Here is a 16,217-nt window from a genome sequence, read left to right as displayed (position 1 = left end):
GTTCGTTGTTACTCGGCTAATGAAACCGCTGTGAGACCTCCACGCTTAAGGTGTACGCTCTTTCCCTCCATATATCCGCCGCATTTACTCTGCTTCTACAAATGTGGTAGTTATTAGACTTCGTTGTCTTTTGCCAACTTATCTCTCAAAGCCTAGCCTTATATGCGATTTCTGTCCGTCAGACCAGAGGTTTGCTTACAGCTTCCTTCAGATTCCACCTCACGATGGACACCCTTGCTGTTTAGCTATACATTTCCCACTACCTGGGCATGTTTGGGACTTGCACCCATAAGAGCGCGCCCATGGCGCGCAAACAAAAAGACACCGGAAAGCTTTGATATGATCCTCCATAAGTAGACATGGTAAATAACCAAAATCTACTTATGGAGGATTATTTTATGGCAAAATCACCACATACTCCTGAATTCCGTGCAAAGGTTTCACAGGAGTATCTTGATGGAGTTGGTTCCTACGATTATATATCTGCTAAATATAACATTGGAAGTAAAACCTTAAGACAATGGATTTCAAAATATACGATTTATGGAATTGCAGCATTCGCTCACAAATCAGGTAACACTTCCTATTCATCTGATTTTAAAATTATATGTGTTAAAGCTGTTTTATCAGGCGAAGGAAGTGTAGATGATATCGTTGCTAAATACAATATATCTTCCAGAGAGGTACTCAGAAACTGGATAAAGCGTTATAATGCCAATAGAGAACTTAAGGATTATAATCCTAAAAAGGAGGTCTATATGGCAGAAGCAAGAAGAAGAACATCTATTGAAGAACGTAAAGAAATCGTTGAATACTGTCTTAAACATAATCGTGATTATAAAGAATCTGCAAGCATCTATGATGTTTCATACAGTCAGGTCTATTCCTGGGTGAAAAAGTACGACGCTAATGGAGAAGAGGGATTATCAGATAAACGTGGTCGCCATAAAACCGATGATGAGGTAGGTGAATTAGAACGTTTGCGTCGGGAAAATCTCAGGCTCAAACGCCAACTTGAAGAAAAAGATATGGTAGTTGAATTGTTAAAAAAAGTGAAAGAATTCGAAGGGATGTGAGACTTGGCAAACTGCGCTACGAAACAAAATATTTAGCTGTTGGATATTTTCATGAAACAAAGAAATGGAGTATCGAATGGATGTGTAAACAGCTTGGAATATCCCGGGCAGCTTATTATAAATGGTTACATCGTAAGACTCCGGAACAGGAATTAGGAAATATTGAGCTTGCAGAACTTATCAAAGAATACGACGAACGCTTTCGCCATATCCTGGGCTATCGTAGAATGACTTCATGGATTAATAACTTCAATCATACCAACTATAGCCAAAACAGAGTACACAGGATTATGAAGAAGTTAAGCATACATTCAGTCATCAGGAAGAAAAAGAAGAAATATAATTCATCTACACCTGAAACAATATCTGAGAATAAGCTTAATAGAGATTTCTATGCAACAGCTCCAAATGAGAAGTGGACAACAGATGTAACCGAATTCAAAGTACCCGGCGAAAGAAAGAAATTGTATTTAAGTGCAATCATAGATCTGTATGACAGGTATCCTGTTTCATATGTAATCAGTAGCAGGAATGATAGCAAGCTGGTATTTAAAACATTTGATAAAGCAATCTCTTCAAATCCCCATGCAAAACCTATTTTTCATAGTGATAGAGGCTTTCAATATACAAGTAAAGTATTCCAAAATAAACTAAAAGTTCAGGAAATGGAACAATCAATGTCCAGAGTTGGTCACTGTATTGATAATGGTCCTACAGAAGGCTTTTGGGGTATCATTAAAACAGAGATGTACCAAATGTATGAAATCATGGATGAAGCATCATTGAGATATGCAATAAAGGATTATATAAGGTTTTATAGGAAAGAGCGTCCTCAAGATAGATATCATTGTAAAACACCGTTGGAAGTAAGAACCGAAGCGCTATCTTCCGAAAGGCCAAAAGAATACCCGATTCCCGAAAACAAACGAATTGAGAAATATAAAGAGAAATGGTGTGCATAGAAAAACGACCACACAAATATGTGTGATCGTTTTTCGGCACTTCATTTTAGATATTTATCCTGTCTACTTGACAGGGGGCATATCACTTACGCTCTCCAGTGCCATTTTTACAGGTTATTTTTCATACAAAAATTCTTCCGGCAGATTCACCTTAAAATCAACCGCCAGGTCACGGAAGTTTTGAGGTGTGATGGTCTGAAGCTTATCCGGACGGATGGAAAGCACCTTAACAAGGATTTCTGCAGACTTTTCTACCGTATGCATAAGACCAAAGGTCAGGTCAAAGTCCTCTCCGGAAGCGAATAAGCCGTGATGAGCCCATACAGCCACATCGTACTTCTTCATCAGCTCACTGGTTGCCACTGCTATGTCTCGTCCGCCTGGCACCATCCAGCCAACCACACCTACGCCGTCCGGGAAAACCACCGGACATTCTGTTGCCATCTCCCATAATTCCCGGGTGAAGACTTTATCCTCTAATGGAAGAACAAAGGTAAGGGCAATTACATTGGCAGGATGGGCATGGTAGATCACCCTGTGTTTACCGGATGTAGCCTCTTTTTTTACTTCATGGTTCATAAGATGGGAAGGCAGCTCGCTGGTGGGACGCCCGCCGTTTACTAATCCCCAGCGGATTCTGTAATTCTCACCGCTTTCATCCACCTCAATGATACAGGTATTGGCTTCCGGATCCAGGATCACGTTGCGGAAATACTTCCCGCTTCCCGTCACCATGAAATACTCTCCTGCCAGACCCTTTACACAGGTTCCGATGGGCTGCCAGGGATTCTTATCCGTAAAGCTCTCTTTCACTGATTCTACCTCTGACTCCTTGATGCGGTAGCTTAAATTGCCGCCGTTTCTCTCATGCCAGTTCTGGCGGAATCCGTCGTCACATAAGCGGATAAAGCCTTTTACAAATTCAGTATCTAAAATATTCATATTCTTTTTCTCCTTATTCCCGGTTAAGCAGCACTTCTTTTTCATAGCTGCGTATTTCTTCAAACCAGTCTTCCTTTGCCGGAACTCCGTTTATCTCACAGAAATAATTCCATACATCGCCCACAGGATAAAGCTTAAGCTCCTCCTGAAGCATCATCTGCTCCGTAAACTTTCGTTCCTTCTGTAACAAGGCAAGCGTTTCATTCGGAAGAAGAAGGGCATTTAACAACGCCTTCTGCATGTTGCGCATTCCCACGATCCAGGCGCTTAAGCGATTGATGCTTGCATCAAAGAAGTCTAGGGCTAAAAGAACGCGGTCAGCTCCGCCCCGGATGATTTCCTTTGCAATCTCTTTTGTCTCATCGTCAAACAACACCACATGGTCGCTGTCCCACCGCACCGGCCTTGTCACATGAAGGGCCACCTTGTCAAAGAACAGGAGCATGGAGGATATCTTATCGGAAACCACCTCCGTTGGATGATAATGGCCGCTGTCCAGCAGGCATAGGATATCATTCTTGGAAGCGTAATTCATATAAAATTCATGGGAACCAACCGTACAGCTTTCCACACCGATTCCAAACACCTTGGATTCCACGGCTACATATACCTTGGTTTTATCGTAATCCATGGAAAGGATCTGGTCAAGAGAATCTTTTAACCGCGCCCTTGGGGAGGTACGGTCCGCCGGAATATCCTTAAAACCATCAGGAATCCAGATGTTCATGGTACATGGAGTTCCCTGCTCAACCGCAAAATATTCGGAAATACGGATGCACGCCTTTACATGTCTGATCCAGAAGCTGCGTATTTCCTCGTCTTCACTGGACAAGGTGGCATTCTCTGCCTTTGGATGAGAAAACAGGGTGGGATTAAAATCAATGCCAATCCCTCTTTCCTTTGCAAATTCTGCCCATTTTGCAAAATGCGACCGTTCCAGCTGATCACGGTCCGCCCATTCTCCCTCTTCAAATACGGCATAGCTTGCATGAAGGTTAATCCTGTGTTTTCCAGGAATCAGGCTCAGCGCTTTGTCCATATCATTCATCAGCTCCTGAGGATTTCTGGCCCGTCCAGGATAATTACCAGTCGTCTGAATGCCGCCTGAGAGCCCGCCGGCTCCGTCAAATCCTATTACGTCATCCCCCTGCCAGCAGTGCATGGAGATAGGAATCTTCTTCAGTGCCTCCAGCGCCTCATCTGTATTAACACCAACGGCCTTGTATGCTTCCTTTGCTGCTTCATATCTTTCTTTTATTGTCATGGCTCTCTTCTCCTTTTCTTAATTTCTGCCCGGGCTTTTAAGGCCGGGGCTTCCTATGATAACGTTCAGTCTAAATGAAATACAGGCTTTAAGCCGATAGAAACCGGGCTGTTATCCGGGTTGGTCTTCATAATGTCAGCCATATAATCCCACCATTTCCGGTTGATGGGCGTATCCGCCGATTCTGCCCATTTCTCTTCATTCTCGATCTCAATGTATCCGTAGAGGACATTGGTTTCCTCATCTAAGAAAATAGAGTAATTATGTCCCCCGTGCCGGCTGATCATGTCCTTCATTTCCGGCCAGAGCAAATTGTGTCTTTTCTCGTATTCTTCGGCCATTCCTTCATTTAAGTACATTATAAAAGATTTTCTTATCATGAATTCCCTCCATTCTGCGCCAACTAATTCCCTGGCTTATACTCCTTTACGGCAAAGGACCGGTATACTGCCTCCCTTGCCTGTTTTAAGCTCTCAAATTCTCCGGCAGCCAGCATCTGGGCCAAAAGATTTCCGATGGCAGTGGCCTCTCCCGGTCCGGCATAAACGGTCCGACCTGTGCGGTCTGCCGTCAGCCGGTTCAAATACTCCGCATTGGAGCCTCCTCCTACCACATGGATAGCCGGATAGGTCCTTCCGGTGATGGATTCCAGTTCCTTTACCGTATTTCCATAGCAGACTGCAAGGCTGTTGTATATGACTGCCGCGATCTGTCCCGGAGTCTTTGGCACCGCCATCCCAGACCTTCCACAGAAATCCTGCACCTCCATGATCATGCTCTCTGGAGACAGAAATACAGAATCATTGCAGTCCACAATGGAAGGGATCGCTTCCTCAGAGGCCATCCGGCAAAGCTCTGCAAAGGAGTAAGCCTCTCCCTTTTCTTTCAGATCCTTTTTCACAGATTGGATCATCCAAAGTCCCATGATATTTTTCAAATACCGGAAGCGGTGATCATAGCCGCCCTCATTGGTAAAATTTGCTTCCATGCTTTCCATGGTGCAATTCGCCTTAGGAAGCTCCGTTCCCATCAGAGACCAGGTTCCTGAGCTGATGTAAAGGAGACCGTCCATGGAATCCTCTCCGTCCGGATCCAGTGGAACTGCCATGACGGCAGCGCCGGTATCATGGGTTGCCGGAAGGACTACCTGACAGGTAAATCCCACTTCCTCTTCAATGGCCTTTGCCAATGGTCCCACTGATGTTCCCGGCATGGAAAGCTCCCCGAACAGCCTTTCAGGCAGGCCCAGCTTCCGGATCAGTTCATAGTCCCAGGTTCCGGTTTCCGCACTCACCAGCTGGGTGGTTGTTGCATTGGTATACTCCTGCTTTTTCACCCCTGTCAGCAGATAGTGGAAATAGTCCGGAATCATAAGGAAGGATTCCCCTTTCTCCAGATATTCCGGATTTTCTTCCCTGACTGCCAAGAGCTGATAAACGGTATTAAAGATCTGCTTCTGTATGCCGGTTCTTCCATATAAATCTTTTAAGGAAATGATCTCATATAATTTTTCATCCATTCCCTTTGTTCTGTCATCCCGGTATCCAACCGCATTTCCCAGGATCCGGTTCTCTCCATCCAAAAGGACAAAATCCACAGCCCATGTATCGATCCCCATGGCAGCCGGGATCTTCCCAAGCTTCCTGCATTGCTTCATGCCCTCTTTAATTTCATGAAATAAGGATTCCACATCCCAGCACAAATGCCCATCCTTTTGTTTCATGCCATTGTCAAACCGGTAAATCTCCTGAAGGACCAGTTTTCCCTCCTTTACGGTCCCAAGAATATGGCGGCCGCTGGATGCGCCAATGTCCACGGCAAGATAATACTTCTCCATGTAAACCACTCTCCCTTTATTTTCTTCTTCCCTGCCCACGCTTTCCGGGCAGGGCCCCCCCGTTTTACCGGGTGTAAAGGTATATCCGCAGGGTATGCCTTCTTTCCTGTCCGTTTTTTCGGGCATAAAGGTATGCCTGCAGGATTATTCTACTTTAATCATAACGGATTTCCGCAAAAAAAATAAGGACGCTGTTTGCCTTAAACTGCGTCCTTATTTGCATATCCGTTCTTCGGTCATCTAAGCTTTTCATTCTGCCTTTGATGAAATAAGCAATTCCTTTAAATCCATGATCGACATCTCATGCTCGTCCAATATTGTTGATACTTCCTTAAATTGTTCCAGCTTTATTTTATCCTGAATATCTTTCTCTTTTTCGCCTAAAGTTACCAGACTGTTCTTGTATTGCTGAATCGATTCCTGGACCTCTTTTAATTCTTCCTGAAGTTTTTCAAGTGGTGTCTTTCTTACTCCTCTTGGCATACTGGTTCTCTCCTTTACAGAAATATTTTTATCACCCATATATTACCAAGTATATGCATAGTTTCATTTGTTTATTACTTTATAACTCCATTAATGAAAAATTTCCAGGAAGAACTTTTATGAAAGCTTTTGAGTTTTAAAGGTCTTTTTATGGATCAATTAAAAGGAAAGGAAAACAGATATGATCCGCTTTCCTTCCCTTAAGACTGTAAAAAAAGTTCGCAGCCAGCGCCCGGACTTAAACGGCAAAAAAGCTTTTCGGCCGTCGCCTAAAGCATCTCATCCCCGGCTTTCAATATCTCACTGATCTTTGCTCTTTTTAAACTGGCAATCAAATCATTCTGGACAGACTCGAAAATTTTATGTACGGGGCAGTACTGCGAAGCATCTCTACTGCAATACCCGTCCTCTTCCAGACAGCGGTTAATACGAATTTCTCCCTCTATCACCAGAACGATATCATACAGTGTAATATCTTCCGTTTTTTTCACCAGATAATATCCCCCGGCAGGTCCCTGTATAGACTTTATGTAACCTTCTTGTTTGAGACGCGTAACAATTTTAATAAGATAATTACCAGTAATGCCCAGCCTCTCAGCCATTTCTTTTACGGTCGTCACTTTATCCTCATTCTGGGCTAAATAAATGATGACTCGAATTGCATAATCTGTTGTGATTTGTAATTTCATTGCATCTCTCCTTAAAGATATTTACATTTATCGTAATATAATGCTGGGAACACCTAAGAATGCATCGGTATTGTAACATAATTATATACTGTTTTTCAATTGTAGAATGTTCAATAGACGAAAGCCCATAAATTAAAAGGAAAGGAAAACGGATATGATCCGCTTTCCTTTCCCTGTTTCAAACAATCCTCTTATCATTTCTTAAATCGATTCCCTGCCGGTCCTTTAACCTTTTACTCCCGTATGGGCCACTCCTTCAATAAACTGTTTCTGGAAAACAAAGAACAAAACAACCATTGGGATGACAGCCAGAACAGCGCCAGCCATCTGTGCAGGATAATCGTTGGTATGCTGTCCCTGAAGCGTGGAAAGTGCCGGAGCCAGGGTCATCTTTGTTGTGGTCGTATTTACGATCAAAGGCCACATAAAGTCATTCCAGGCAAACTTTGCCGTGAAAATCACAAGGGCTACAATTCCTGATTTTACCAGTGGGACCATGATCCTGGTCAGGATCTGGATCCTGCCGCACCCGTCCAGTATGGCTGCTTCCTCCAGTTCATCAGGAAGGGATAAGAAAAACTGCCTCATCATAAAAGTTCCAAAGGCACTGAATAAGTTTGGCAGAAAAAGTGCAAACATGGTGTCCAAAAGCCCCAGCTTCTGCACGATAAGGTACTGAGGTACCAGAAAGATCTGTCCCGGTACCATCAGGACGGAAAGCACCAGCAAAAACAGGATATCTCTTCCCGGAAACTTAATCCTGGCAAAGGAATATGCAGCCAGGGTACAGATCACTACCTGTCCCGCAACCGTTATAACCGTAGAAAATACCGTGTTCATATAAATTCTTCCAAAAGGAAGGGCGGTCAGAACATTATGATAGGCTTCTGTGACAAATCGTTCCGGCAGAATCGTGGGAGGTATCATCATGGATTCTCCCTTTGTTTTAAATGAGGTACATAGCATCCAAAGAAATGGAAGCACGGTAATACCGATTCCTGCGATCAGTATCAGGTGGATCAATAGTTTTTTACGTCTGCTCGATTTCATCATCCGGCTTCACCTCCTTAGTCGTAATTGACCCATTTTCTCTGTCCTATCATCTGAATCACTGTAACCAGCATGATGATAGAAAAGATCAAAATGGATATGGCTGCTGCATAGCCCTTATGGCCATAATCAAAGGCATTCCGGTAGAACATCATGACCAGGGTCTGGGTGCTTCGATAGGCCGTATTCGTTTTTACAACCATCATATAAATGGTATCAAACACCTGAAATCCACTGATGATAGAGGTGATCATGACGAAAAATATGGTCGGTGACAGCATGGGGATTGTGATTTTAAAAAACTGATGAATGCCGCTTGCCCCATCCACAGATGCCGCCTCATAATAGGATCTTGATATCCCCTGCATGCCTGCTAAAAGAATGATCATGTTATAACCTACAGTTCCCCATATCCCAACGATCATAATCATGAACAAAGCTGTTTTGGGGTCGGTGATCCAGCCGTGAGGAGCAAAGCCCACAGCCTTTAACGCCGCATTTAAAAGACCGTACTGCTCATTATAAATCCATTTCCAGACCATTGCCACCGCGGCCGACATGGTCACGGATGGCAGAAAATAGATGGTCCGGTAAAAAGAAGTTCCCCTGATTTTCGTATTGAGCAGGGCAGCTACAAACAAGGATAACATAAGGCCCAGGGGCACGGTGATCCCGACGTAGAGAAGTGTATTGCCAAGAGAGTTCCACAGTTCTTTATCCTTAAACATTTCCAAATAATTGTTAAGGCCATAAAAGGTGGCTACATTGAATTTATTCACTTCATTAAAGCTGAACCAGAAATTCTGAATAAAGGGAAAAATATAAAATACGAAGATTCCAAGCAACAGGGGTGTTATGAATAAGTACCCCTCTCCCCATTCTTTCCATTGCCGCTTAGTTATTTTCTTTTTTGTCGTACCCTGCATATAAACACCTACTTATTATTTTTTGCTAAAATCGCATCAGCGTCTGTTTTAAGCTGGCTGCATACATCCGCTAAAGTCTTATCGCCGGAATAAGCTGCCTTCAAAGCTTCTGCTTCTATATCATAGAGCTCTGCCACAGATTTGCATACAGGAAGGGGATTTGCTTCCCCGGAATGATTGGTGTAAGCCGCCAGGTTTAAATTCTTGTTGGAATCGGCAAAATACTTCTGGGCATCGTTCCGTGCGGAAATAACGACTCCGCTCTCTCCCTGGATCTTCATGGCCTCTTCACTTCCAAGCCATAATGCAAAATCTGCTGCTGCGTCCTTATTTTTACTTCCTGCAAACACGGCATAACCAAGTCCGTTTATGATATTTGGCTCTTTTCCGTTAAATTCCGGGAATTCTACCAGGTTGATCTTGGTGTTGATGGCATCATTAGAAGTATACTCCGGTGTCATATAGGAGCCTGCTAAAACCATTGCCAGCTGTCCGCCTTCGAACATGGCATCGGCAGTGGTTTCTGACAATGCGGCTGCTGATGGGGAATATCCCTCATTGATCAGATCGATCCAGCACTGGATTCCTTCCTGGGTCTTAGGATCTGTATAACCGGTTTCTGTTTTGTCAGCATTTAAAATCCAGCCGCCACCCGCATATACGGTTGGATAATACCATGTCTGGAAATCGATAGGGCAGGCAAAAGGATATGCTCCTGAGTCAAGACCTGCTGCCTTTAATTCCTTACATGCCTTTGCAAGATCATCAAAGGTCCAGTCATCGGTTGGATATGCCACTCCTGCCTTATCAAAGATATCCTTGTTATACCAAAGAGCATTGGTATCAAAATCCTTTGGTACTGCGATCTGCTTATCCTCAAAGTTATAAGCCTTTACAAGGGCTTCCGGAAAATTCTTGTCTAGATCCAGGTCTGATTTTTTCAAATAATCATTTAAATCCAGAAGAATTCCTCCGTCATAGTAATCCTCTGCGTGAAGTACATTGACCCAGAATACATCCGGTGCTGTTCCGCCTGTTGCCGCAGCCTCCAGCTTGGTCCAGTATTCGCCTCCCTTATAAGGGGTAAGCTGGATATCAATCTTTACATTTTCATGAGTTTTCTGGTAGGCCTGGATCATGGACTCCATGACAGGGCGCTGCTTTTCATCCCATATTCCCAAGCTTAAAGTCGTAGCGCCTCCTCCAGAAGCCTTGTCTCCGCCGCCACATCCCGTAAGACTCATTGCCGCCATGGCAAGTGCCATTCCCATTGCCAGAACTTTGGTTCCTCTCGTTTTCTTCATAATCTGCTCTCTCCTTTTTTATTGATATTTTTTATACATTAAGCGGATATGCCTGCATATCCCTTTAACGAATATCCTCTAAGTGAATCAGCTTTCCTCCCGAGATTCTGGACTGTTCCGCCGCCAGGGCAATATAGTGGCTTTCCAGGGATTTATCCAGTGTGGTCATGGATCGACTCGGTTCGGTTCCTTCCCTGACCATATCAAGTAACTGCTCCACCATCCGGTTATCGCCTCCGGCATGGCCGGAAAAGTCATCGGACAATTTGGAAATGTCTATGACTTCCTGTTCCTTACCAAATGGTCTTACGGTTATGAAATTGGAGTGAAGACTTGCTTCAATTTCTCCCTTTGTTCCCATAAATCTGGTAAAACGGGAATTTTCTTCTGTACAGCCTGTCATGGTAAAGCTGATGGTAGAGCCGTCAGTCATATTTAAATTTACTACCTGATGATCCACCACATTGTTATCACAATGGTATACACATCTTCCGTAAGGACCGGTCTTTATGGCTTCCATAACCGATTCCTCCGTAGGATGAAGGGTAAGCACGTTGCATGGCCAGTCAGACTTACCATGGGCAATGCCGGTTTTTTCATTGGTTATGTAAATCTTTTCTGCATCAAAGGGACATTCCGCCTTGGCAGCACATCCATCCAGACAGCGTTTTGCCGCACCCTCCGGCGCTTTTTCCTCCTTGAATAAATAGGTGCCTCCAAAGGAGGTCACGGATTCGCAGGTCTTTCCTGTCAGCCACAATAAAAGGTCCATGTCATGACAGCACTTTTGAAGGATCATGGGGCTGGTCTCTTCTGAGTTTCTCCAGTTTCCCCTGACAAAGCTGTGGGCCTGATGCCAGTAGCCTACATTTTCAATCCCCATAACAGTGACCACATCTCCGATCACTCCGGAATCGATGAGTTCTTTTACCTTTGTGTAAAAAGGAGTATACCGCAGAACATGGCAGACTACCACCTTCCGGCCTCTTTCGCCGGCAACCTTTAATAACTCTCTGCATTCGTCTAAATCCGGTGAAACCGGCTTTTCCAGCAAAAGATCATATCCCTTTTCAAGGGCCGGAATCGCATGGCCCACATGTTGTCTGTCCTGTGTGGCGATGAACATCACATCAGCAAGCTTTTCCTGTTTCAGCATCTCCTCTGCACTGGAATAACACCGTTCCTTTGGCACTCCGTATTCCCTGGATACCTCTTCTACCTTTTCCTCAACAATGTCCGCTATGGCAGTAATCTCCATCTTTTCAGGAAGCAGCTTTGCAACCGGTGCATAGTTATCTTTGCCTCTGCTTCCAAGGCCCGCAATGGCAACTGTAATTCGTTTCATATGATCTTCCCCTCCTGTATCATGAACCTGCGATTCATGATCGACATTCAACCTTCGCGCCGATGAGCAAACTCATCTGCACTCTCTTGCGCTCATTCTATCTTGGTTCTTTTTATAATGTATCATAATTATATAATGAATCGGAATGATATGCTTATACTATTATCCAGACTCATTGCCAAATTCCTTGTTTTGCAGTTATTGTGCACAAATCATCCTGTAAAATATTCCATCATTAGGTTATTTCAACGGATTTTAACAAAAAATATAAAAAGAGGCATCCATACGAATCGATGAATGCCTCCATTGGCGAATTAATATTTTATTCATTATACTCTAATTCAATGGGTTTGAATTGCAGGATTGTCCTGTCTTGTTATCAAATTAACCATTCTTGCCAGCGGCTTCATTTCATGCTACCATAAAGTTCAAAGGAGGTATTTCAAATGGCATATTGCAGCACAGCACTAACCATCGAATTTGAAATCCATGAGATCATAACCATCCACTATTTTGAATACATGAAGGATTTTGTATTTTCGGGAGAATCCCACGATTTTTGGGAGTTTCTTTACGTGGACAAGGGGGAAATTACCGTACAGGCAAATCAATCCATCTATCAGCTAAAAGCCGGAGACGTAATTTTTCACAAGCCAAATGAATTCCATGCCTTAAAAGCGTCCGGAAACAAGGCTCCCAATCTGGTAGCCATGTCCTTCCGCTGCTCCAGCGAAAGCATGAGGTTTTTTGAAGAGAAATCCTGCTCCTTAAATCAGGAAGAGCGATTCCTCATTTCCAGGATTATTGCAGAAGCGAAACAGGCCTTTTCCACTCCCCTTCATATTCCTTCCGTGGAAAAGGTGGAGCTGGCCCCTTCCCCGCCATTCGGAGCCGCCCAGCTCATCCTATTATACTTACAAGTATTCCTGATCCACGTGAAGCGGAATCATTTTGAAGAAGGCGGTACACCGATCCATAACCTTCCGACCGAGCAGATGGTCCTTTCCTCCAATTCCAGCCATTTGGAACAGATCATTCAGTTTATGGAGTTTCACATCTGCGAACACCTTACTATAAAAACCATTTGCAACGAATTCTCTATAAGCCGTTCCACCCTTCACTCCCTGTTTCACAAAGAAAAAAACTGCGGGGCTATCGACTATTTCAATTTAATGAAAATCGAGCGTTCTAAGGAGATCATGCGGGATGGCAACATGAACTTTACGGAAATTGCATATTTCCTTTCCTACAGCTCCCTGCAGTATTTTTCCAAGCAGTTTAAAAAAACAACCGGAATGTCTCCTTTGGAATATTTTAATTCCGTAAAAAAATATTCCAATGAAATCACAAATGCAAGTAAGAAAAGAAAAGAGGATAACCGGATGATTTGACAAGCTTCCGTGATGATTCCGTAAGGCTTTTTTCTGAAAAAGTGCTATATTAGAACCATCAATACAGTGGAGGATGGACAATGCACGATATTATATTCAACCAAACAGCCTTGAGCTTTGAGGAAAGCTCCCTCCTTTTTTCCATTCAGCATGGGAATGTGCTTTGGAAATGGGACAAAGAATACAGGCCCCGCCTTGTAATAGGCGGACAGACCGTCTATTTCCAGGGTGCCGCTTCCATTACTCATAGGCAATGGAAAACAGGAATAGGGGAAGGAATCATCAGCCACTACCAGGGCTTTCAGCTGGACGGCATGGATCTTGAACTAGCCTTTGAAACGGTCACATGGATCGAGTATGCCACGGAAGACGTTCATTTTGAATGGATCCCTCTGACAGAAAGCAGCCTTCCGGTTTCAGAAATATACTGGCCCGGATACATGGAATTTGAAAAAGAAAGTGACCGCTGGTATACTCTATTAAATATCCAGCAAGGGCTTCTCATCCCAAATACCTGGGAAACGGCACTTGAAAAGCTGCCCTTTGACGGCATGATGTGCACAGCCGGCTCTTATATGCCATGGTTTGGACAGGTAAAGGAGGGAGGCGGCTACCTAGCCATTTGTGAACAGCCCTGGGATGCCGCTTATTATGCGGAGCATCCGGCAAAGGGCCCCTATACCCACACCGGCATCAAGTGGCTGCCAAGCCTGGGCAGGATGAATGGCCGCAGGACGATGCGGTATTCCTTTCTGCCAGACTGTGATTACAATGATATCTGCAAGCATTACCGGACCTACGTAAAGGAACAGGGCACCTTCTGTTCTCTGAAAGAAAAGGCGGCCAAGGCCCCTGTTCATAAGCTGGTCGGTGCTTCCTTTATCCATAAGGGAATCAAAACCCAGGTCATGCCGGATTCCCGCTTCTTTGACCCGGAAAACCCGGACAAAAATAACCATGTATACAGCTTTGAGAAACGAACCGGTGAGATCCATCATTTCCACAAGGATCTGGGGCTTAAAAAGCTGTATCTCCATCTGGATGGCTGGGCGGAGCCAGGTTATGATAACCAGCATCCCGACTACCTTCCCGCCTGTAAAGAGGCTGGAGGCTGGGAAAAGATGAAGGAGCTTGCGGATACCATGCACGGGTACGGATATTCCTTTGGCATCCATGACCAGTACCGGGATTATTACAGCAGGGCCAAAACCTTTGACCAGAATTTTGCAGCGCAAAAGCCTGACGGAACTCTTACGGAGCATGCTAACTGGGCAGGCGGACCTCAGACCTATCTGTGTGCCACTCAGGCTCCCTATTATGTAAAAAGGAATTTTACTGAAATCAAGAAGAACGGTGTGGAATTAGACTGTGCTTACTTAGATGTGTTTACGTGCAATGAACCTGACGAATGCGACCACCCATGGCACCGGATCAACCGGAAGGAATGTCTGGATTACCGTAGCCTTTGCTTTGAATACCTGCTTTCCAAAGGGATCCTTCCAAGTTCCGAGGAAGTGACGGACTGGTCTGTAAAAAGTCTTGTGTTCTGCCACTATGCCCCCTATTCCTTTATGATGCACGAGCCAGGGGCTGATCGCCAGGGAATCCCTGTACCTCTCTTTAACCTGGTTTATCATGACTGTCTGATCATCCCGTGGATGATGGAAAAATACGAAAAAGAGGACTTCATGCTTTATGCTCTCTTAAACGGCGGCGCCCCGTATTTTATCCGGGATGGAGCTTATGAGAACATTGACGGCTCTTTTGGCGGCCATCAAACCCTCTCAGAGGAAGAAATGGCAGCCCGCTGCGGCATTGTCGCTTCCCTTCACGAAAGGGTCGCCATGTGTGAAATGCTCTCCCATGAATTTATTGACGGGGACCCATTCCGGCAGCGTACCACTTTTTCTGACGGCACCGCAGTGGAAGCCGACCTTCTTCAGGGAACCTATGAGATCAGAACTGAAAAAGTGATCTCCTAAGTGTTAAAAGCTCTGTATTCCTTTGGGGACATTCCGTAATAGTTCCGGAAGATCCTGTGGAAATAGCTGGTATTATCATACCCTACCGCTATGGAGATATCTGTTACGGAAAGCCTGGTGTTTAAAAGAAGGACAGAAGCCTGATTCAGCCGCTTTACCTGCAAAAGCTCCTTATAGGTCCGGCCGGTCAATCGCTTTATCGCCCGGCTCAGCCAGTAAATGTTATAACTTAAGAGGGCCGAAAGCTCAGTCAGCTCTCCATCCTTATAATTTTCATCAATGTAGGTGAGTACCTGAAATATAAGCTTCTGTTCAAAGCTTTCTAAAGTATGGCTGATCTTATCCGTATAATGCATGAGCTGAAGAAACAAAAGCCCCATGGTAACCTGGTTAATGCTCCTTTTATTAGGCTGATCGCTTAAAAGGGTCCACACCATGTTTTCCACCAGATTCTGGACCGGCAGCACATCTGCCACCTGAAAATGGAGGTAGCTGGCGTAACGGGGATCAAAGCAGAGGCAGCCTACCAGGAAATCCCGCAGCAGGTTTTCCTCTTCTCCCATCATTTCAAAGGCAGTATCAAAAAACTCCGGCAGGATAATGAAGTTTATTCCAATGTCCTTCTCTCCTGCCGGAAGGATCTCCTGGGTGGCATGCTGGTTTAAAAACAGCAGCTCCCCTGTCTTTAAAACCACCTTTTCCCCATCAATATAATGGACCGTTTCTCCCTTGCACATATAGATCACTTCAATGTAATTATGCTTATGCTTTGGGAAATGGACGAATCTGGTGTGAGGCCTGATGCTGATCATTTTCCCATGCTCCAGCATCTTTTTGCTGTCAATGACCAGATCCCGCCCCTCGGTATACCGGTTGCGGTCAATTTCTGTCCGTCCGTTTATGATTTCCCGTTCCTCGTCTGTAATGACTCCCAGACGGTCTAAGATTTCCTGATTCATCCGTCAA

At 44.5% G+C, this 16,217-nt stretch carries 15 protein-coding genes; 4 read left to right on the top strand and 11 right to left on the bottom strand.

The annotated features are described in order from the left end of the window. Positions 1–398 precede the first annotated feature (398 nt). On the top strand, positions 399–1,076 hold the full coding sequence (locus BMX69_RS00970; protein WP_054792198.1) for a helix-turn-helix domain-containing protein: 678 nt from the start codon (positions 399–401) through the stop codon (positions 1,074–1,076). After that, positions 1,073–2,038, top strand: coding sequence for an IS3 family transposase (locus tag BMX69_RS00965; protein ID WP_054792199.1), 966 nt, complete (start codon positions 1,073–1,075; stop codon positions 2,036–2,038). The genes BMX69_RS00970 and BMX69_RS00965 overlap by 4 nt, the downstream gene beginning before the upstream one ends. A 114-nt stretch (positions 2,039–2,152) precedes the next feature. Here the strand turns inward: BMX69_RS00965 and rhaD are convergent, their stop codons facing one another. From rhaD to BMX69_RS00915, 10 genes are all read right to left on the bottom strand, one after another. Then, positions 2,153–2,980: a rhamnulose-1-phosphate aldolase gene (rhaD, locus tag BMX69_RS00960; RefSeq protein ID WP_054790695.1), complete on the bottom strand. Its 828-nt coding sequence runs from the start codon at positions 2,978–2,980 to the stop codon at positions 2,153–2,155. A 13-nt stretch (positions 2,981–2,993) separates the two neighbouring features. Next, complete coding sequence (locus BMX69_RS00955; protein ID WP_054790690.1) at positions 2,994–4,244, bottom strand: L-rhamnose isomerase; 1,251 nt, start codon at positions 4,242–4,244, stop codon at positions 2,994–2,996. Positions 4,245–4,309: 65 nt separating this feature from the next. Then, positions 4,310–4,624: an L-rhamnose mutarotase gene (rhaM, locus tag BMX69_RS00950; RefSeq protein ID WP_100041289.1), complete on the bottom strand. Its 315-nt coding sequence runs from the start codon at positions 4,622–4,624 to the stop codon at positions 4,310–4,312. A 23-nt stretch (positions 4,625–4,647) separates the two neighbouring features. Beyond that, a complete protein-coding gene (gene rhaB / locus BMX69_RS00945) occupies positions 4,648–6,081 on the bottom strand; it encodes a rhamnulokinase (RefSeq protein WP_100043737.1) in 1,434 nt (477 codons plus the stop codon). Between the two features lie 249 nt (positions 6,082–6,330). Continuing rightward, positions 6,331–6,564, bottom strand: coding sequence for a hypothetical protein (locus BMX69_RS00940; protein ID WP_054790689.1), 234 nt, complete (start codon positions 6,562–6,564; stop codon positions 6,331–6,333). A 269-nt stretch (positions 6,565–6,833) separates the two neighbouring features. Next, positions 6,834–7,253, bottom strand: coding sequence for an RrF2 family transcriptional regulator (locus tag BMX69_RS00935; RefSeq protein WP_100041288.1), 420 nt, complete (start codon positions 7,251–7,253; stop codon positions 6,834–6,836). A gap of 225 nt (positions 7,254–7,478) precedes the next feature. Then, on the bottom strand, positions 7,479–8,306 hold the full coding sequence (locus tag BMX69_RS00930) for a carbohydrate ABC transporter permease (protein WP_054790686.1): 828 nt from the start codon (positions 8,304–8,306) through the stop codon (positions 7,479–7,481). Positions 8,307–8,320: 14 nt separating this feature from the next. After that, positions 8,321–9,229, bottom strand: coding sequence for a carbohydrate ABC transporter permease (locus BMX69_RS00925; RefSeq protein ID WP_100041287.1), 909 nt, complete (start codon positions 9,227–9,229; stop codon positions 8,321–8,323). 8 nt (positions 9,230–9,237) lie between these two features. Next, complete coding sequence (locus BMX69_RS00920) at positions 9,238–10,533, bottom strand: ABC transporter substrate-binding protein (protein WP_100041286.1); 1,296 nt, start codon at positions 10,531–10,533, stop codon at positions 9,238–9,240. Positions 10,534–10,597: 64 nt separating this feature from the next. Continuing rightward, the gene (locus BMX69_RS00915) at positions 10,598–11,878 is read right to left on the bottom strand and encodes a Gfo/Idh/MocA family protein (RefSeq protein ID WP_100041285.1); all 1,281 of its coding nucleotides are present in this window, start codon (positions 11,876–11,878) and stop codon (positions 10,598–10,600) included. A gap of 446 nt (positions 11,879–12,324) precedes the next feature. Between BMX69_RS00915 and BMX69_RS00910 the strand changes: the two genes are divergently transcribed. After that, entirely contained in the window at positions 12,325–13,269 is a 945-nt protein-coding gene (locus BMX69_RS00910) for an AraC family transcriptional regulator (protein ID WP_100041284.1), read from the top strand. Between the two features lie 80 nt (positions 13,270–13,349). Continuing rightward, positions 13,350–15,251 (top strand): DUF5696 domain-containing protein, encoded by a 1,902-nt coding sequence (locus BMX69_RS00905; RefSeq protein ID WP_100041283.1) that lies wholly within the window; start codon positions 13,350–13,352, stop codon positions 15,249–15,251. Here the strand turns inward: BMX69_RS00905 and BMX69_RS00900 are convergent. After that, positions 15,248–16,210 carry an AraC family transcriptional regulator gene (locus BMX69_RS00900; protein ID WP_100041282.1) on the bottom strand — a complete coding sequence of 321 codons (963 nt, stop codon included), beginning with the start codon at positions 16,208–16,210 and terminating at the stop codon, positions 15,248–15,250. The genes BMX69_RS00905 and BMX69_RS00900 overlap by 4 nt on opposite strands. Positions 16,211–16,217: the final 7 nt, after the last annotated feature.

Origin of the sequence: Lacrimispora sphenoides JCM 1415, from assembly GCF_900105615.1 — a bacterium.
Taxonomy (GTDB): Bacteria; Bacillota; Clostridia; order Lachnospirales; family Lachnospiraceae; genus Lacrimispora; species Lacrimispora sphenoides.
The sequence above is the reverse complement of the archived record's forward strand: the minus strand, read 5'-3'. Positions and strand labels throughout refer to the sequence as shown.